Annotated in this window: 15 protein-coding genes and 1 tRNA gene; 9 read left to right on the top strand and 7 right to left on the bottom strand. The window is 38.5% G+C overall.

The genetic code is table 11. The features are described from left to right. Positions 1-4: 4 nt before the first annotated feature. Together kam1_RS02590 and leuS are read left to right on the top strand one after the other, a co-directional pair. Positions 5-346, top strand: coding sequence for a HesB/IscA family protein (locus kam1_RS02590; RefSeq protein ID WP_039721237.1), 342 nt, complete (start codon positions 5-7; stop codon positions 344-346). Positions 347-393: 47 nt separating this feature from the next. Then, positions 394-2,862: a leucine--tRNA ligase gene (gene leuS / locus kam1_RS02595; RefSeq protein ID WP_143958219.1), complete on the top strand. Its 2,469-nt coding sequence runs from the start codon at positions 394-396 to the stop codon at positions 2,860-2,862. Positions 2,863-2,890: 28 nt separating this feature from the next. Here the strand turns inward: leuS and kam1_RS02600 are convergent, their stop codons facing one another. Further along, positions 2,891-4,234, bottom strand: a complete 1,344-nt coding sequence (locus kam1_RS02600) for a TldD/PmbA family protein (RefSeq protein ID WP_039721236.1) — start codon at positions 4,232-4,234, stop codon at positions 2,891-2,893. After that, positions 4,231-5,814, bottom strand: coding sequence for a TldD/PmbA family protein (locus kam1_RS02605; protein ID WP_244946137.1), 1,584 nt, complete (start codon positions 5,812-5,814; stop codon positions 4,231-4,233). Before kam1_RS02605 ends, kam1_RS02600 begins: the two co-directional genes overlap by 4 nt. 114 nt (positions 5,815-5,928) lie before the next feature. Here kam1_RS02605 and kam1_RS02610 point away from each other — a divergent pair, with 114 nt between their 5' ends. Beyond that, entirely contained in the window at positions 5,929-7,176 is a 1,248-nt protein-coding gene (locus kam1_RS02610; protein ID WP_143958220.1) for a M20 family metallopeptidase, read from the top strand. 77 nt (positions 7,177-7,253) lie between these two features. Here the strand turns inward: kam1_RS02610 and kam1_RS02615 are convergent. The 3 genes from kam1_RS02615 to kam1_RS02625 all read right to left on the bottom strand — a co-directional run bounded on the left by kam1_RS02615 (position 7,254) and on the right by kam1_RS02625 (position 8,769). Next, positions 7,254-7,327, bottom strand: a tRNA-Arg gene (locus tag kam1_RS02615). A gap of 59 nt (positions 7,328-7,386) precedes the next feature. Next, a complete protein-coding gene (locus kam1_RS02620) occupies positions 7,387-7,926 on the bottom strand; it encodes a ferritin (protein WP_235277066.1) in 540 nt (179 codons plus the stop codon). Between the two features lie 78 nt (positions 7,927-8,004). Further along, positions 8,005-8,769: a ParA family protein gene (locus tag kam1_RS02625; protein ID WP_039721235.1), complete on the bottom strand. Its 765-nt coding sequence runs from the start codon at positions 8,767-8,769 to the stop codon at positions 8,005-8,007. 178 nt (positions 8,770-8,947) lie between these two features. Between kam1_RS02625 and kam1_RS02630 the strand changes: the two genes are divergently transcribed. From kam1_RS02630 to kam1_RS02645, 4 genes are all read left to right on the top strand, one after another. Then, on the top strand, positions 8,948-9,886 hold the full coding sequence (locus kam1_RS02630; RefSeq protein ID WP_039721234.1) for an ABC transporter ATP-binding protein: 939 nt from the start codon (positions 8,948-8,950) through the stop codon (positions 9,884-9,886). A 137-nt stretch (positions 9,887-10,023) separates the two neighbouring features. Beyond that, positions 10,024-10,743, top strand: a complete 720-nt coding sequence (locus tag kam1_RS02635; RefSeq protein WP_235277063.1) for an ABC transporter permease — start codon at positions 10,024-10,026, stop codon at positions 10,741-10,743. A 39-nt stretch (positions 10,744-10,782) separates the two neighbouring features. Then, positions 10,783-12,261 carry a GldG family protein gene (locus tag kam1_RS02640; protein WP_039721232.1) on the top strand — a complete coding sequence of 493 codons (1,479 nt, stop codon included), beginning with the start codon at positions 10,783-10,785 and terminating at the stop codon, positions 12,259-12,261. Further along, positions 12,258-14,081 carry a DUF4340 domain-containing protein gene (locus kam1_RS02645; RefSeq protein ID WP_244946138.1) on the top strand — a complete coding sequence of 608 codons (1,824 nt, stop codon included), beginning with the start codon at positions 12,258-12,260 and terminating at the stop codon, positions 14,079-14,081. The genes kam1_RS02640 and kam1_RS02645 overlap by 4 nt, the downstream gene beginning before the upstream one ends. 66 nt (positions 14,082-14,147) lie before the next feature. On the opposite strand, the gene kam1_RS02650 is transcribed toward kam1_RS02645, so the two are convergent. Beyond that, positions 14,148-14,702, bottom strand: coding sequence for a DUF2062 domain-containing protein (locus kam1_RS02650; RefSeq protein WP_039721230.1), 555 nt, complete (start codon positions 14,700-14,702; stop codon positions 14,148-14,150). A 77-nt stretch (positions 14,703-14,779) separates the two neighbouring features. Continuing rightward, on the bottom strand, positions 14,780-15,391 hold the full coding sequence (locus tag kam1_RS02655) for a TetR/AcrR family transcriptional regulator (protein WP_039721229.1): 612 nt from the start codon (positions 15,389-15,391) through the stop codon (positions 14,780-14,782). 95 nt (positions 15,392-15,486) lie between these two features. On the opposite strand from kam1_RS02655, the gene kam1_RS02660 reads away from it, so the two are divergent. Both kam1_RS02660 and kam1_RS02665 read left to right on the top strand, forming a co-directional pair. Continuing rightward, positions 15,487-16,530, top strand: a complete 1,044-nt coding sequence (locus tag kam1_RS02660) for an HlyD family secretion protein (RefSeq protein WP_039721228.1) — start codon at positions 15,487-15,489, stop codon at positions 16,528-16,530. Between the two features lie 284 nt (positions 16,531-16,814). Continuing rightward, positions 16,815-18,635, top strand: a complete 1,821-nt coding sequence (locus kam1_RS02665) for an ArnT family glycosyltransferase (protein ID WP_235277061.1) — start codon at positions 16,815-16,817, stop codon at positions 18,633-18,635. Positions 18,636-18,639 lie beyond the last annotated feature (4 nt).

Here is an 18,639-nt window from a genome sequence, read left to right on the forward strand (position 1 = left end):
TATTATGAACAGCACTTTTCCTTTACAGTTGAATATTAACCTTACCCCAATGGCTCTTTCAAAGATTAAAAAACTAACTGATTCTCATCCTGGATATATGTTAAGGCTTTCGGTAACAAAAGGTGGATGTGCTGGCAACGAATATCTACTAGAACTAGCCATACCCAAGGAAAAGGATATTCGGTTAAAAATAGAAGATGTTGTTGTGGCTATCGATCCAGAAAGTAGTCATTTATTAGCCGGTTCAACCATTGATTATAAAGAGGGTCTAACCCAAGGTGGTTTTAGGATCATCAATCCTCAAGCTAAATCGACCTGTGGGTGTGGGTCTTCTTTTCAGGTTTAATTTCTGTTTTTTTCTCTTAATATTTTTTAAATTTTAAACATTTTTCTATGCCTGTAAGAAAAGCTTATCCTTTTGATGTTATTGAGCCAAAATGGCAACACTACTGGTTAGAGAGGGAGCTTTTCCGATCTGCAGATCCTGGAGAAATGGGTTCAGAGAAACCCAAGTTTTATGTCCTTGATATGTTTCCATATCCTTCTGGTAGCGGTCTTCATGTTGGCCATCTTGAAGGTTATACTGCCTCAGACATCGTTGCCCGTTATAAAAGAATGAAGGGATTTAATGTGCTGCATCCTATGGGTTGGGATGCTTTTGGATTGCCAGCAGAACAGCATGCCATTCTAACCGGGACTCATCCAGCCCTAACAACCAAACAAAATATTGATAATTTTCGTCGACAGATTCAGTCCATGGGATTTTCATACGACTGGAGAAGGGAAATCAACACAACTGATCCCTCTTATTATAAATGGACGCAGTGGATTTTTAAAAGGCTTTTCGAAAAAGGGTTGGCTTATGTGGCTGAAGCTCCTGTGTGGTATTGTCCAAAGCTTAAAACAGTTCTTGCTAATGAGGAAATTGTTCATACTCCCGAAGGTCCACGGTCTGAAAGAGGGAATCATCCTGTTATTAAAAAACCTTTTAGACAATGGTTTTTAAAAATAACAGCCTATGCTGAAAAGCTGCTTGAAGGTTTAGAATTAGTAGAATGGCCGGAATCAATTAAAGAGATGCAACGCCATTGGATAGGCAAAAGCGAAGGGGCAGTAGTCAAATTTTCTGTTGAAGGAAAAGATATAGAAATTGAAGTCTTTACCACAAGACCCGATACGCTTTTTGGGGTAACCTTTTTGGTCTTGGCTCCAGAAAATCCATTAGTCACTAAATTGACAGAGAGCGGGTTCAAAGAGTTGGTGGAACAATACTGTGCCTCTGCTTCTTTAAAGACTGATTTAGAAAGAACGGAGTTATCTAAAAACAAAACTGGAGTTTGGACTGGGAGCTTTGCTATTCATCCGATTACAAATGAAAAATTACCGATTTGGGTTTCTGACTATGTGCTGATGACGTATGGAACAGGCGCTATCATGGCTGTTCCTGCCCATGATCGGAGAGATTATGACTTTGCCAAAACTTTTTGTCTGCCAATAAAAAAAGTCGTTACAGCTGAAAGGATTGAGGAGGATACAGAATGTTATACTGGGGAAGGTATAACGGTTCATTCTGGATTTATATCCGGGCTTACAACAAAGGAGGCTAAGGAAAAAATCATTCAATGGCTGGAGGAGAAAAAACTTGGGAAAAGAATGGTGCAATATAAACTAAGAGATTGGCTTTTTTCCCGTCAGAGATATTGGGGAGAACCTTTCCCTATAATATGGAAAGAAAATACACCGATTCCAGTTCCGGATGAAGAGCTACCGGTGTTGTTACCGGACCTTGAGGATTTCACTCCTACAGATGAAGGCATAGCACCTTTAGCTCGGAAAAAAGACTGGGTAGAATTGGGGAATGGTCTAAAGAGAGAGGTGAACACAATGCCTCAATGGGCAGGTTCGTGTTGGTATTATTTAAGGTATTGCGATCCATCCAATAAAGAAGCACCTTTTGCAGCTGAAAAAGAAAGATACTGGATGTGCCCTCACGGAGTTGATTTGTATATAGGTGGAGCTGAACATGCTGTTCTTCATCTGCTTTATGCCAGGTTCTGGCATAAGGTTCTTTATGATATCGGTCTTGTATCGACTCCGGAACCTTTTTATAAATTAGTGAACCAGGGAGTGATATTAGGAGAAGATAATCAAAAAATGTCAAAATCTAGAGGCAACATTGTTAATCCGGATGCTATTGTTCAAGAATATGGAGCGGATACGTTGCGTCTTTTCGAAATGTTTCTTGGCCCTTTACAACAAAGCAAGCCTTGGTCTTCTAAGGGATTGGAAGGGCCTCATCGCTTTCTGGCTAGAGTATGGAGACTGTTTATGGATGAAGATGGAGAAGGGTTGTGGATTCTAAGAAAAGATATTCTTGATGAAGAGGCTCCCTCTCATATTCAAAGATTACGGCATCAGACAATTGCAGGAGTTACGGAAGACATTGAAAATTTTCAATTTCATACGGCTATTGCCAAGCTGATGACTTTTGTCAATGAGCTAACAAAAGAAAAAAAACGATGGAAAAAAGTACTCGAAGATCTTCTTTTGCTTCTGTCTCCTTTTGCTCCACATATTTGCGAAGAATTATGGCAAAAAATGGGACATAAGGATTCATTAGCCTACGAACCTTGGCCAAAATATGATCCAAAGTATTTAATCGATGAAGACATTGAACTTATCGTGCAAATCGACGGAAAAGTGCGTGGCCGGATTATGGTCAAAAAAGGGATCGAAAAAGAAGAAGCTATAAGAAAAGCAAAGGAAACTGAGGCAATTGGGAAATGGCTTGAAAAGGCTACTATTTCAAAAGTTATTTATGTGCCAGAAAAGCTTCTTAATTTTGTCCTAGTAAAAAATTAAATAGCCAATAAGCGTCTATTGAATTAGCTTAGATGGCTTCCGATGTCGATGTAAAATAGAAGTCCTTTATTAAAAGCGGAGGAATTAACGCTGGGACATCGTCAATTTCAGATCCTATACAATTAACCGCTCTGCCGATCTGTTGAACGCTTTGAAGCATAGTCAAGGGGCTTTGGTTAAATCTAAAATTATTAACCGCTTTAGAGATTTTTCCTTTTTCAATTAAAAATGTGCCATCTCGCGTAAGCCCTGTAAAGATAAGGGATTGAGGATCGACCTCTCTAATATACCACAGTCTTGTAACTAGAATGGCTTTGTCTATCTCTTGGATCATCTTATCAAGAGTGATATCCGATCCTGACATCAAAATATTTGATGGCTCAGGGATAGGCTCTTTGTGATTTTTTTTTGCCCAATATCTCGAATAAATAAGGTTCGAGAGGATCCCATTTTGAATCCATGGAGTGTTTCGACAAGGTACTCCGTCATTGGAAAAGACTTGTCCTGGAGCCCGCCTGTTAGAAGGATCAGAGTAGATTGTTATATTGGATGGAAACATATGCTCTCCAATTCTATTCCCCCCACCTGGCTTCGAAAAAGCACTTCTTCCTTCATCAGCTGCCCGTCCATCCATAGAAAATAACATAAGACCAATAAGATCGACAGCGGCCGTAGGTTCAAGAAGAACTGGATAATGGCCAGGAGCCATAGAAAGTCTCTCTTTGCTTAAAATTGCCTTCTGAATAGCAGTTTCAATTAGTTTTTCTGGATCGATTTCCTCAATATTAAAAACGAACGCTCCTGACCAGCCCGAACCAAGACCATCATTTGTTCTTGCCGTGGCTGTCAATTGTAAATTGGCAAATTTTTGATATCCAAAAAGCCCATTGCTATTGGCAATGCAGATAAAGTATTTCTGGAATTTTATAAAACTGCTTAGTTCAATTTGCTCGCTTTTATTTTGAGTTACTACATCCAGTATTCTGGCAGCCATTTCAACAATGTTTTCTATGGATAGGTTCCCCATGCTTTCAGAATAGGAGAAACTGCTGGTATAGTGTTGTGGACCAAGAGGCGGTAAAAACTCTGGATCGGGAGGAGAAATCTGTGCAAGCTTTTCACAGCGTCTTAACCCCCGTTCAATGACAGCCATTTCAAGCTGATCGATTGTGTAACTGGCTGTTCTGTTCTCAAAGGTAGAGTTTAAGGTAATTTTAAGAGAATTTTCAATGCCGTTAGTATTTAAAGCATTCTTCCCTAAGCGGATGTTTACAACTTGGCCGCCTTTTATCTCTACTGATAAGCTGTTGGCTTTGGATAAAGAAAGGATAGATTTTTGAAAATTTCTTGCTTCAGATTCGGAAAGTATCATGTATGTAAACGGCTATTTAGTATTGTGATATTTCTAAATCTAGCAGGAACAGCTCCATGAGAAACTGGTGCAGATTGAGAAGGCTCTCCTTTCCCACAAAAAAGAGTCCCGCACAGTTTATATTCATCTTTGCCACAAATTCCATCACAGGATTTCCAAAAAGACTGGGTGTTTCCTTGGTAGATAACGTCTCGAAGCATTTGTCGGATCTCTCCATTTTTAATCTCATAAAAGAGTTGCCCACCAAATTGGAAATTATATCTTTGTTGATCGATGCTCCAACTTCCATCCCCCATTATATATATCCCATCTTCCACTCCTGAAATGAGATCCTTAAGTTGCTCCTTTTTTTCACTGGGGACAAGGGAAATATTGGGCATCCGCTGGATGGGAAAAAAATTATAGCTTTGGGCGTAACTGCAGCCGTTGGATTTTTCTTTGCCGATCCAATGTGCTTGTCCAATAGCCATTTGAAAGTTTTTAAGAATACCATTTTCTATGATAAGGAAATTTGACCAGCTAGAAGGAATCCCGTCGTCATCATATCCAACGGAAGCCAGTCCACCTGGCTGATTGCGATCGGCTCTAATGGTAACAATGGGGCTGGCAAAATCAAAATTGCCCAATTGGTCAACTTTTAGAAAAGAAGTCCCAGCATAGTTGGATTCAAGTCCCATAACCCTATCTAATTCGGTAGAATGACCTATGGTTTCGTGGATGGTTAACCAAAGATTGGTGGGATGGAGGACAAGGTCTTTTATTCCAGGTACAACAGGTTTTGCATGCAATTTTTCTTTGGCCTGATGGGTTGCTTCGACTACTTCACTCTCAAGGGCTTTTTTCTCAATAATTTCTAGGCCTCCAGATTTCGGAGGCTCAAAACTTGATCTGCTTTCAAATTTCCCTTCCTTTTTATCAACAACAGTAACGATAAACTTTGGATATGTTCTAAGGAATGTTTGTTCAATCCAGGAACCAACAGAGGAGGCATATATTCTAAGTTCTTTGTGAAATAAGAAGAAGGATCGACAAAAATCAGCCCCAGCTTTGATTGCCTTGTCATTGAGGTCGAGTAAAAACGATGTTTTTTCTTCTAGAGGCACCTCAAAAGGATCCATTAAAACATCTTGATGCCATTGTCCTTGGATTTGTGGCAATTTTTCTAATTCAACACGTCTTGAATTCAATTTGAGGCTTTGTTTTGCTAATTCAACGGCTTCCTTTGTTTTATCCGCAGCTTCGTTAGGATCAAGCAGATTCGAAGAAGCAAAACCCCATGTTCCTTCAAAAAGGACTCTAATACCCATTCCAGATTCAAAACTGCCTCCCAGTTCTTCGATTCTATTTTCTCTTGAAATAATTCTTTCTTTAAGGATCCAACAGATGCGTATATCAGAAAATTGACAACCATAGAGTCTAGCTGTATGGAGGGCTGATTCAGCAACAACTGTAGCTATTCTCCGGCTCTGGTCGTAACTCCAAAAAGCATCTGGAAGAGTGCCAGAAAAAACAGTGGGCATTTTTAAGGAAAGCAAGCTTCCTGCCAATCCTTTGATAAAGTTTCTTCTATCGCAGTTCAATGTAATCACCTCTTATATAGGAGTAATAGGCAGGCTATTCAACTTAAAAAAGAAATTAGCAAAGAGAAGATGTTCTTGACTTATAGTTTTTTGAAAGATTAGAATAATTCTTTTATGCATGATGCTGTGACCGAATGGATCTCCAACAATCGTGAAAAATTATTCCAATTTGTACAACACCTTATTCAAATCCCAACAATTAATCCACCTGGTAAGCAATATGCAGAAATGGTTGAGTACTTGGAGAGGAAACTGCAGCAGATTGGATTAGAGACAGAGATTGTAAGAGTACCTGATGCAATGGTAGAAAAGCAATTGGGAGAAGCCTTTCTTTCTTTTCCACGCTATAATCTTATAGCCCGATGGAATGCTAAGGCGCCCAAAACGGTCCTTTTTAATTCCCATTACGATGTTGTACCTGTTTCGGGAAAGTGGAAGCATGATCCTTTTCGGGGAGAAATAGACGATAAGTGGATTTATGGAAGAGGTTCTGCAGATATGAAAGGATCTCTTGCCGCAAGCATTTTTGCTGTGGAGGCATTAAAAACCTTAAAAATTGATCCGCTATATAATGTTCATTTTGCTCTTGTCGCTGATGAAGAAATTGGAGGAGAATTGGGTTCTGGGTTTGTGGTGAAAAATAAATTGGTTGAACCAGATTTTGTGGTCGTTTGTGAAGGAGGATCCGCAAAGAAAATAGGGATAGGACATAATGGAATTCTTCAACTGAATATAAGGGTCTTAGGGACTTCAACGCACACGGCGTATCAGCAAAAGGCAGTTAATTCGTTTTTAGAAACGGTCCATTTGGTTGAATTTTTGGAAGGATTTTTTAAGAAAATTTTGGCAGATCCAAAAAGGGGCTATGTGGCTCCTTCGAAAGAAAAACTAAAGCCTATTGTTAATATAGGAGGGGTGGTTAGTTCTGGTCCTGGCTCAAAAGTTAACATTGTCTCTTCAGAGACAACTTTCACAATTGACCGTAGATTGACTCCATCGGAAAAGATGGATCGAGTCGAGAGCGAGATTAGGGAAGCTATAGAAAAATGGGCAAAGAAAAGAGGAACGAAGGTAAAAATCGAAATTATCCACAAAACCGAACCTTGCGCTCTTGGGTATAATTCAAGCTTTACGAAATCATTTAAATCGGCTGTTGAAAAAATAAAAGGAGGCAAAGCAACTTTTACTGTCAACAGAGGAGCAACTGATATGCATTTTTTTGTAAAGGCCAACAATTGCGAAGCAATTGGATACGGAGTCGATGGTAAAGATATCCATGCGATAGATGAGAAAACTTCTCTTGAGGATCTTGTTGAAACGACGCAAGTTTATGCGACCTTCCTTTCTTCTCCATTATCTTGAGCCAGTTTTTGGTTATTAAAGAAAAGAAACAGGGGCTTTTATTACTTTCTCTTATGGCGTTAATGACTTAAGGTTATTGCACCCGTCGGGACTTGAACCCAAAGCCTTCGGCTCCGGAGGCCGACGCTCTATCCAGTTGAGCTACGGGTGCCGTTGATTTCTTGAAAGGAGCAGCCGCTAGGGAAAATCTTTGAGAAAAAAGAGCCTGGCTCAGTTATTAGGATGCTCCATAGGAGACTCAGCTTCTGAATTTTTTTCTCTTAAACGGTTTTTTCTTGCTAGATAATCTTCTACAAGCATGATTTGATCTTTTCCGGTTCTTTTAATCATTTTCAGAAGCTGATCCATGACCGTAACTTCTTCGAGTTGTTCTTTAACGAACCATTGAAGAAAATTATCTGACGTAAAGTCTCTTTCCTCTTTGGCTAATCGAACTAGATCATGAATTTCTTTCGTAACGGCTATTTCTCTCTCTAGGGATAAGCTGATAGCAGATTCTGGATCTTTAAAAGAAGAATCTACTGCTCCTATTGCTGGAATGCTGACAGGAATATCATTATCAATTAAAAATTTTATAAATTTTAGAGCATGTTGACGTTCCTCATCGGCTTGTTTGAAAAAAAAAGCTGAAAGTTCTGGAAGAGCTTCTATTTCGAAATAAGAACCGATAGCAAGATACAGAACGAAAGCCTGAAATTCACTGCCGATTTGTTGATATAAAGAAGGAACTATCTTTTGGCTTATAAGCATACCTATCATCTAAATATAATTGATAGAAAAGGAAAGAAAAAAAAAAAACTTCCCAAAACTTTTACTCATTGAATGGGATTAGTTGATTTTTTTTAAAAATTCTTCTGTGAATTTCCTATAGCTAATGCAGCCTATGCTATTGGGATCGTAAAGAGTAATGGGCTTTCCATAGCTTGGAGCTTCCGCTAGTCGGACTGTTCTGGGAATAATTGTATCAAATACAAGCTTGGGAATATGTTTGCGGACATCTTCAACAACTTGTTGACTTAAGTTTGTTCTGCTATCATACATGGTCATCAGTATTCCTAAAATATTGGGGGCTGCTGAAACCAGTTTTTTAAGGTTATCAAGCAATTGAAACATTTTTGCCAATCCTTCTAAAGCGTAGTATTCGCATTGAATAGGGATGATTAGCCAATCAGCAGCTACCATCGAGTTGACCATAAGTAATCCTAAGGCAGGGGGACAATCAAGAATGACATACTGATAGGTTGTTCCAATAAGGGATTCTCTAAAGATTTTTCTAAAAACAGAAAAAGATTCGATTGGGTCATGTTGTTGATTTTCCCAGTTGGCTAATTCTAAATTTGCTGGGATAAGGTCCAAATTCATGTAAGGAGTAGAAATAATCTGGTCTTTTAAAAGTTGTTCGCCAATTAAAACAGGAAATAAGCTTTTTCCAGAATCAAGGGAAAACCCTACTCCACTCGTAGCATTGGATTGGGGGTCTACATCGACTAGCAGCGTCGAGTATCCCTTTTCGGCTAAACAAGCTGAAAGGTTGATAGCTGTTGTAGTTTTCCCTACTCCTCCTTTTTGGTTTGCAATCGAAATAAATTTCATTGTCCATTTGTTCAATTATTATTAATAAAAGAAACTAAGCTAACATTCTTGTTGAATTTGAGCTAAAATAAAATTGAATTTTAGCTAATTTCCTTTGTCTTTTCTTTATCTGCTTTATGTAGGAAAATGGATTAACTTGACATTTTTTATAATGTTTTAATATTAAAATTTCTTTTTCATGATCAAGGTTGAAAATCTGGTAAAAACGTATTCGGGTTATACGGCACTTCAGGGAATTAGTTTTGAAGTAAAAAAGGGAGAAATTGTCGGATTCCTTGGTCCTAATGGGGCAGGGAAGACGACGACCATGCGTATTTTATCTTGTTACCTCCCTCCAACAAGTGGAAAAGTAGAAGTAGCCGGCTTTGATGTTCTTCAGAAGCCTTTGGAGGTTAAGAAAAGAGTAGGGTACATGCCAGAAAATGTTCCCCTATATACGGATTTAAGAGTAAATGAGTATCTAAGGTATAGAGCTAAACTCAAGGGGATTAGGGGCTCAATGCTCAATGAAAGGGTACAATCTGTTTTAAAACTTTGCCATATTGAAGATGTCGCTTCAAGCATGATTGGAAATTTATCCAAAGGGTATCGACAAAGAGTAGGCCTTGCAGATGCCTTGGTGCATGATCCAGAATTGTTGATTTTAGATGAGCCAACTATTGGCTTGGATCCCAATCAGATTAGATCTGTCAGGGAATTAATTCGGAGTTTGGGCCAACATCATACCATCATCTTATCCTCTCATATTTTGAGCGAAGTCGAGGCCGTATGTAGCAGAGTTTTAATTATAAATAAGGGTAAAATAGAAGCTGCGGATACTCCTGAGAATCTCTCAAAACTTGTTAGAGGTGGAAGCATTGGAGCGATTCGACTTGAAATCCTTTGTAAGCCTTCTGTGGGGAAGGAAGCATTCGAACGGTTGGAGGAGGTTGAGGAAGTAGAAATTGTTGAAGAATATCCAGGAGGATGGGTGATTCTACAGATATGGCCTAAACCTGGAAATGATATCAGAGATGGAGTTTATAATGTGATTCAGAAAAATGGTTGGAAAATAAGAGAAATGTCAAGAATAAGAGCAACCTTGGAGGATATTTTTGTCGAATTAACACAAGATTGAAACAGCTAACTTTCTGTAGAAAAGGTTTTGGTAATAGGTGGTTGTTCTAAAAACAGTGAATAAAAAAAAATCTTTTTTGAATATATTTTTTTGGATGAGGAAGCGTTATGGCTCTTTTGACATTATTTCAAAGAGAAATGAAAAGCTACTTTGTTTCTCCAGTAGCTTATATCCTTCTATTTTCTTGTTCTTTGATCAATGGAGCTAGTTTTGTTTTTTGGCTCAACTACCTTTCGATCAATAATATCAAAGAATTTACTCTTTTGCAGGCTTGCATGAACGCCTTTTTTTTCTGGTTTTTGCTCCTTGTTCAAGTACCCGTTTTAACGATGCGATCTTTTGCTGAAGAATACAAATTGGGCACCATTGAAATGATTCTAACTGCCCCTGTGAGGGAATGGGAATTAGTGCTATCCAAGTTTTTAGGCTCTGTTTGTTTCTTTGCTGTTCTTTGGATGCCAATGGCATTGTATTTAGCAGTATTGCGGATAGTTTATGGACATCCCCTTGGGATGAGTGTAGGGATGATTGTTCTTCCTTTCCTAATGCTCCTTCTTATTGGAATGTTCTTCATATCGATTGGCCTTTTTGTTTCATCCCTTACGAAAAATCAGATTATTGCTGCCATTCTTTCTTTTGCCCTTATTTTCCTCATTTTCTCATTAAGTTTTTTGATTTATTTGGGAATTGGTGGGCAAACAAGGGAAATGATTTCTTATCTTTCATTTTTGGATCAAATGGATACTTTTTCGCGGGGTATTTTCGATTCTAGACCCGTAGTTTTATTGGGTTCAGCTACTTTCTTTTTCCTTTTTCTTACAGAAAAAATTTTGGAATGGAGAAGGCTCAGAGAATGATAAGGAAAAAAATGGAAAAATAAGCTTGGGAAGGCAGCTATGAAAGGAGTCACGGTGTCTCATCCTTTGAGATTTCAGCTTAGGATCAATAACATACTGACCATTTTATTGATGTTTGCCATAGTTTGGATAGTCAATTATTTGGGATATAAATATTATTATCGCAAGGACTTCTCCAAAGGGGGTATGTATACGCTTTCTTCCAAAACAATTAATGTTTTGAAGTCTTTACCGGAGCCAGTTAAAATTATCGTTTGTCTAACAAACTCAAAGCTTCAATCCGATATAGACAACCTCCTGAAGGAATATAAATATTATGGGGGCAACAAAATCATTATAGAGCATATCGATCCGGCATTAAATCTTGAAAGAGCGGAAGCACTAGCCAAAAGACTTAAATTTGATTTACAAGAAAATGTTATTATTTTCGAATACAAAAATTTTCATAAGTTTGTAAATGATAATCAACTAGTTGAGTATGATAATTCGGTAGCGATGTTTGGCCAATCCCCTTCCATTAAAGCATTTAAAGGGGAACAACAATTTACAGCAGCTATTTTATCTGTAGTAGAAGGGAAGCCGTCTAAGGTATACTTTTTGACAGGGCATGGGGAAAGAAATATAGACAATTACAATCAACCGGGAGGCTATGGGATTATTGCAACACAAATTCGTAAGGAAAATATGGAACCACTGACCCTGAATTTGCTGGAAAGTGGGGCTGTTCCAGAAGATGCTGCAGTTGTGGTCGTTGCTGGACCCAAAAATCCTCTCTCTCCTTCTGAAATCCAGGCCATAACCCATTACTTGGATTCCAAAGGCAAATTAATAGTTCTTGAAGGCTCAAACTCCAATTCAGGCTTAGAACCCTTGCTGTCAAAATACGGAATAATCTTTCAAAATGATAAAGTAGTTGCAATTGGAAGGCTAGTTGGAGGCCTTGGAGGAGAAATGCTGATCGATAAAGCAGCAGGGACCCATTTTGCCGATCATCCTGCGGTAAAGCCAATGATTGGCTATACCCTTCAGCTGCCTGATTGCCGCTCCATTGCCTTGTCGACGGATTCTTCTAATCCTAATGTCAAGAAAGTCACAGCCTTAGTAAAAACTCCAGAGGGATTTTGGGGTGAGGTGAATTGGAAAGAAGAAGAAAGACCCAAATATGACCCAGGGGTTGATATTCCTGGTCCTCTGATTTTAGCTGCTGTTTATGACGGTGGTGAAGTTCCTGGCAAGGAAGGGATTCATGTTTTCGGAACAAGGATTGCAGCCGTTGGATCTTCCTCCTTTCTTGCCAATCAGAATATAAAACCTGATGGGGTTGATTTTTTCATTAACTTGTTAAATTGGATGCTCCAGAAAGAAATGGCCCTAGGGATTGCTCCAAAATCTGTTCAGGAATTTGGATTAAGCATTCCAGCTTCCCAAAGACAGACCGTTGCTATGATTTGCTTGGTTACCATTCCTTTTGCATTTTTGGTACTTGGGGTAGGGATGTATTTTTCTAGAAGAAGATGACCAAAGACAACGAGAAAGAAGATGAAAAATTTTCGTTCAACCCTCATCCTATCTATCATTGTTGCTTTGTTGACTGGGTATATTTATTTTTTGACAAGGGTAAGAAGTCTACAGAAGAAAGACAAAGAACAGAAAATGAACTTTTTCATATTGAAGCAGGTGAAATAAACTGGTTGCAGATTAAATCTCCTGGTGAATCCGTTACCTTGGAGAAAAAAGAAAACCAATGGAAGATAACCTCTCCAATTCATGCTGATGCTGATGAAAGGACAATCGATCGGTATCTGATTGATCTTCAATATTTAGAAGTGCGAAGGAAAATTCCCCAGAATGAGATTCCTAATGGCGACATATTAAAACAATGGGGATTTTCTAATCCATCTCTAGAAATCTATTTTAAAACTTCAAAAGAAACACACAGTTTGATTGTTGGTCGGAAAACAGCTGTAAGCGAATTGGTTTATGCGAAAACCTCCACAGGATCCAATGGCCCAATTTATTTAATTAGTTCTAGTATGGCAGAGTCTTTAAAGAAAGGTTTAGATGATTTGCGCAGTCGGGTTGTTTTTCATTTTAATCAGTTTTCGATCGACAAATGCGGGATTAGACAACTCAATGGTCCTTCCTTTTCTGATTATATAGTTTTAAAGAAAGGAAAGCAGTGGGAACTTCAAAAACCTGTTATGGCAAGGGCTGATGGGAGCAAATTAGAGGATTGGTTTAATGAATTGCATTCGCTTCGTATCGACAAGTTTATCGCTGATGATGGGTCCAACCTTAATCAATACGGATTAGATAGTCCAAGATATCAAATTTGGATCGATCAGTCAGATAAGAAGGAGGAAGAGAAACTTTTGGTTGGTAATTCCTTGCCGTCAGATCCAAAGGAGCTATATGCGAAAATGGCTTCGAGTAATTCAGTCTTTACGATCCAAGCAGATGCAGTCAATAAGATCGTACAGAATTTTTCAGATATTCGTGACAAGCATGTGTTTCCTGCTTTTTCAGAAGAGCAGGTTGAAAAGATATGGTTTCGGAACAAAGACCTCAAATTGGTTTATGTGAAAAAAGGCAGTGATTGGCAAAATGAAGAAACTGAGAAAGGACTTGCCAACAAAAATAAGGTTAATGAGTTTATCGATGTATTGCGTAATTTGGAAGCCAAAGACATTAAACAAGAACAGATGGAGGTAAAAGGTTATGGTTTGGAAAATCCCCAAGAGGATATAGAAATTGAATTTAATCCTGGACTAACCACCGATAAATCTCAGCGGATAGAGCTTTATTTAGGGAAAGATGAAAATGGATTAATCTATGCCAAAAACTCTATTGAACCTTTTGTTTATGCTATTAAAGATTCATTTATCAAAACACTCCCTAAAGATCCATGGGATTGGAAGGATCTATCGATTATCCAATTGGATCCCCAAGAAATATCTCAATGGGATGTCATCTCTGGGAATCAATCTTTTACGGTACAGAGAAAAGATGGGAAGTTTATAACCACAGGCATATCTGGACTGGATGAAGAGAAAGCCAAAGATTGCCTTGAGTTGTTAGCGCATCTAAAAGCGGTGAGGTGGGTTGGGCCTCCTTCTCAAGGGATGGAACTTTCCAAGCCCCAAACCAAAATTACAATCCATGCCAAAAAGAACTACGTTGTACTTATTGGAGTTGCTTCGCCGACTGGTGGCAGGTATGCTCTCTTGGAAGGCAATCCGATTGCCTTCGAATTAGAGGATTCAGTTTATAAGAGGCTGGTAGAACCATTACATACAAAAACTACGGTACAGCAAGCTATGCCTCAAGCAGCAAAATAGGCTTAGGCTATATTATTCATGATAAGACACATAAATCAAAGGGTGAGGAACACAACTGGTTGATGCTCAGGAAGGAGGCGTTGATTCTTCTTCAGCTTTTTGGAGTTCTTGATATTTCTTTATGCTTTTAAAAACTAAAATATAGGATATTGCTGCCAAAGGCAATCCTATGATCAAAGAGCCTATGAACATTGGCCATCCTAAATTATAAATCTCCTGCCAACTTATTAATTGTTTGAGTTCTAGATGTTGGAGTTTGGATAGTGTCTTATTAAATTGATGGCTATTTTGACCAAGCACAATTAACCCAATTTTGTATTCAAGCCACATTAATCCAGGAACGAAAGGCAAAGCAATATCATGGGCAGCAACACCAACAGCTGCTGCAACTTTACTAACCCGAAGCAGCCAAGCTGTTACAATAGCTAAAATCGTTTTAAATCCCCAAAAAGGAGTAAATCCATAAAAGACGCCAATAGCAAAACCAAGGGCTATGGAATGAGCAGATACAGGTAATTTTCGAAGGATGGTATGACTTTTTTTGAAATGGTTAGAGACGTAGGAAAGAAGATTCTTTTTTTTAGGTTGTGATTTGATGACTCCTTCTGACGATTTCCCCATGTATATAGCAATAAGCGTAGCTTAAAGAATAGCAAGATAGATCTTTGGAAGAAAAAAAAACTTAAGTAAAACTTTTGCTAGTCTTTTTTACAAGCGCCATTGAGGAAGATTTCAATAAAGTTGTCGATAACTTCTGTTTCTGAAATCTGTGGGGTGTCTAGCTCAAAGAGAGTATTTGCCACTAGATAATGAGTGATAATACCAATAAAAGCGTTAGAGACCAAATAAGGGTTCAATGCTTTGAAAATGTTTCTTTCCATTAGCATGGAAACATAATTTTGAAGTTTCTTCCGTAATTCTACAACGAAACATTCGCAAAACATTTTTGATAGCTCATGATGCTCAAGAGCGCTGAAATAAAGAAGTCGGAGAAAATCGGGATCTTCTTTGACAGAGGTAAAGAATTGGGTGGCTATTTGTTTTAAAAATCCAGGAACACCCTCTCGGTTCTGCTCAGGATTTTCTAAGTTTTCCATCAGCGCATTGAGCTGGTCAATTTTCGATCGAATGATAGCTAGATAAAGATCTTTTTTGGTTGGATAATACCTATAAATTAAGGCCTCGTTAACATTAGCATATTGAGCGATATTTCGGGTGGTGGTGCCTGCAAAACCTTTTTGTGCGAACAGTTTTTTAGCTGCACCAAGAATTTTTTGTTTTCCAGAGGGGGTTTCTCGAGCTTTCTCCATTGACAAGTCTATTTAGGTAAGTAAGTAATCACATACTGATTTCCGTCAAACCTTTATTATAATTTATCTAAATTTTCGTCTCGAAAAGAAAATTTATGGGCTTTAAACTCTTAAATCGCAAAGAAAGTCGAGTTAAGCAGGAAGCTTTTGGTTCCTCCTCTACCAGCGAGCAAGAACCATCTTTGACTACAGTCCCTCAGGATTCAAAGATAGAAGATCATAAGGGTTTGCATGCCTTCTTTATAAAGTCGATCCTCTACGGGGTCATTTTTGGTCTGATTTTTTTCCTTGCCTATGTGCTTTTCGAATATTTCTCATCTTACGAAACCACTGACGATGCCTTTATCGCAGGACATATCATTCGCATCGCTCCTAAAGTTGCTGGCCATGTTGTGGGCTATTATATCGATGACAATATGGATGTCAAAAAAGGACAACTGTTAATCGAGATTGATCCCAGAGATTATCAATCCCGAGTAGCCATTGCTCAAGCCAATAAAGAATGGGCTGAAACGGAGTGGAAAAGAATGAAAGAAATCCTTAGGTCTTCGGCTGTTTCCCAACTTCAAGTTGATGCCGCTTGGGCTGTTAAACTTTCCACCGAAGCCTTTTTAAAGCTCTACGAACTGCAACTTGGGTATACCAGAATTTATGCCCCGGCAGATGGCAGAATAACCATGAGATCGGTCGAAAAGGGACAATATGTCGATGTGGGACAAATTCTTTTTGATATTGTTCCTCCGGATCTTTGGGTGGTAGCTAATTATAAAGAAACACAGATTACTTTTATGCGTCCTGGTCAAGCTGCTAAAATCCGAATCGATGCCTATCCTCACCATCGCTATAAGGGCCATGTAGATAGTATTCAAAGAGGCAGTGGCGCGCAGTTTAGCCTTCTGCCACCAGAAAATGCAACAGGGAATTATGTCAAAGTGGTCCAGAGAGTACCGGTTAAGATCCTCTTTGATGAACCCTTAGCTAGCGACGAAACGGTTGGTCCTGGTTTCTCAGTTGTTCCAACGGTAGAAGTTGGAAAATTTTATGTAAGCTTCTTTTGGTCTGTTGCTCTAATTCTTACTGGCTTTGGAGTTGGAGTGGTTCTAGCCTTTATTCTTAAAAATACGAAGAAACAAAAATAGTTTTCCTCTCACTTCTTCTTTATTTGCCTCTATTTCGCTTGCATTCTCTTTCCCATAATCATAGAAAGATGAAAAAAAGGGGCATACAAAAAAGGAGGTTGATCAATAACCAAGGGCATCACATACACTCTCACAATGAAAAGTGATCAAATTAAAATATTTTTCTCTTTTAGTCACTAATTTAACATTGTATTTCTTAAAGAAATTTTTCATGGTATTGACCCAAACTGCTACAATCTGTAAGGAAAGAAAGTCCTTCAGCCAAGCTCAATGACTACTATGGAGTGGAACGACTAATGTGGTTTTTTCAGTTCAATAAAGTTAACGAAGAAGAAATAGAACAACGAACTCTTCCCTTTTTAAAATTATCAGCCTTTCCTTCTTTTCCTCTAGCCTCTGTTTTCTTCCTATTGGTCCTATCCTTTTTCTATATTGAAGAAAGCCGTGGGCCAGTCATCTTTGATGACAATGAAGGCCTATATGCTGGGGCTGCAAAAGAAATGATCCAACGAAAGGATTGGATTTTACCAACTGTTAATGGAATTCCAAGATTACAAAAACCTCCTTTAGTCTACTGGTGCATTCTAATATCTTACAAACTTTTTGGAATCAATGAGTTTGCAGCACGGCTTCCTGAAGGCATTGCAACAGTCTTATGGATTATTGGCATCTATCTTCTTGGCAGCGCAATGGGTGGAGAAAAACTCGGACTTTTAGCCTGTCTAATGCTTGGAAGTTCATTTGGATTTTTCATTTTTACCCACATTTTAATGCCTGAGCCTTTTTTATCTGCAGCAGTGACCTATGCTATACTCTTTATTTATCTAGGGATAAGGGATGGTCGAAAACGATATTTCTTAGCTGCTTGGTTTATCATGGCTCTTGGTTCGCTAGCCAAGGGACTACATGCAGTTTTGTATCCGCTACTCAGTAGCGGACTCTCAGTTTTATTTTTCCCAAAACTAAGAAAAAGATGGCTTAACTTGTTTTGGTGGCCTGGCATTGTCCTTTTTTTTCTTATGTTTGTGCCATGGTATGTGGCTATTGAATATAAAGTGCCCGGCTTTCTCCGTGAGCATTTTTTAAATGAACAATTCGGACATGCCCTCAATCATCGGAATCCTCCGGATGCAGGAACAGTACCAATTTTGCAGTTTTATCTTGAACATTTCATTTTTCTGCTTCCTTGGACCCTCTATTTGGGTTCTTTATGGGAACTAAAAAACAAGCCTTTCTTTAAGTGGGAAAGCTCTCTGTTAATTAGTTGGATCCTGACCACCTTTTTGTCTGTGACCTTTTCCTCTTTGCAAGATTATTATGCGATGAGCTGTTGGGGAGCGTTGATTTTGATTCTAGCAGTACCTTTTTGTCGAGAGCAAAAAGAAATGAAGAATCCTATTTATTTTAGCTTGCCCTCCCTTCTTATTGTACTGATAGGGCTTGGTGGGATCTTAATAGCCCTTTTTATAGATCACAGTACAGATATTCATCCTATATGGGCGAAGCCTTTGGAAAAAAGAGATACCTTTTTGTCTGCTATATTCGGGTTTTCCTTTAGCACATGGAAAAATTTTGTACCTCTTTTGTATAGGGCATCTTTGAGTTTTTTAATTGGTGGAATGATTGCCTATTGGTTATTTTTGAAGAAAGAAAGATACCTGGCCGGGATATTCCTTGCCTTCACGATGATTTATCCGCTTCATCAAGCCGGTCAAGGATTTGGCTTGCTCAGTGATTATTTTTCTTCGATGAAGCTAGCTAAAAAAATCAACCATATTATTACTCAGGATGATATTGTTATTTCTGATAGCGAGCCCAATTTTGCTTCGGGTTTGTTTTTTTACTTAAATCATTCGCCGATTTTCTGGGTCCATGCGAATCCAAAGGCAGAATTTGCTCAGAGAAGCCTTCATCTAGGTAGTGAATATTATCTAACTGAAAAGGATGTTGAAAATTATTGGAAAGGAAAACGAAAAGTGTTTCTAATCACTGAAGAAGTCTCTATGACTTACTGGGCAGAACGTTTTAAACTAGACGCTTCAAAACTTATTCCAATTGAAAAAAGCGGTACTCGCGTGTTGCTTCTGAACCATAGGAATGAATAATTTA

It is taken from the genome of Methylacidiphilum kamchatkense Kam1 (assembly GCF_007475525.1).
Lineage (GTDB): Bacteria > Verrucomicrobiota > Verrucomicrobiia > Methylacidiphilales > Methylacidiphilaceae > Methylacidiphilum > Methylacidiphilum kamchatkense.

What these genes read in the sequence shown, in the direction of transcription:
- kam1_RS02590 (WP_039721237.1), top strand. Translation starts at nt 5, where the DNA reads ATGAACAGCACTTTTCCTTTACAGTTGAATATTAACCTTACCCCAATG.
- leuS (WP_143958219.1), top strand. Translation starts at nt 394, where the DNA reads ATGCCTGTAAGAAAAGCTTATCCTTTTGATGTTATTGAGCCAAAATGG.
- kam1_RS02600 (WP_039721236.1), bottom strand. Translation starts at nt 4,234, where the DNA reads ATGATACTTTCCGAATCTGAAGCAAGAAATTTTCAAAAATCTATCCTT.
- kam1_RS02610 (WP_143958220.1), top strand. Translation starts at nt 5,929, where the DNA reads ATGCATGATGCTGTGACCGAATGGATCTCCAACAATCGTGAAAAATTA.
- kam1_RS02620 (WP_235277066.1), bottom strand. Translation starts at nt 7,926, where the DNA reads ATGCTTATAAGCCAAAAGATAGTTCCTTCTTTATATCAACAAATCGGC.
- kam1_RS02625 (WP_039721235.1), bottom strand. Translation starts at nt 8,769, where the DNA reads ATGAAATTTATTTCGATTGCAAACCAAAAAGGAGGAGTAGGGAAAACT.
- kam1_RS02630 (WP_039721234.1), top strand. Translation starts at nt 8,948, where the DNA reads ATGATCAAGGTTGAAAATCTGGTAAAAACGTATTCGGGTTATACGGCA.
- kam1_RS02635 (WP_235277063.1), top strand. Translation starts at nt 10,024, where the DNA reads ATGAAAAGCTACTTTGTTTCTCCAGTAGCTTATATCCTTCTATTTTCT.
- kam1_RS02640 (WP_039721232.1), top strand. Translation starts at nt 10,783, where the DNA reads ATGAAAGGAGTCACGGTGTCTCATCCTTTGAGATTTCAGCTTAGGATC.
- kam1_RS02645 (WP_244946138.1), top strand. Translation starts at nt 12,258, where the DNA reads ATGACCAAAGACAACGAGAAAGAAGATGAAAAATTTTCGTTCAACCCT.
- kam1_RS02650 (WP_039721230.1), bottom strand. Translation starts at nt 14,702, where the DNA reads ATGGGGAAATCGTCAGAAGGAGTCATCAAATCACAACCTAAAAAAAAG.
- kam1_RS02655 (WP_039721229.1), bottom strand. Translation starts at nt 15,391, where the DNA reads ATGGAGAAAGCTCGAGAAACCCCCTCTGGAAAACAAAAAATTCTTGGT.
- kam1_RS02660 (WP_039721228.1), top strand. Translation starts at nt 15,487, where the DNA reads ATGGGCTTTAAACTCTTAAATCGCAAAGAAAGTCGAGTTAAGCAGGAA.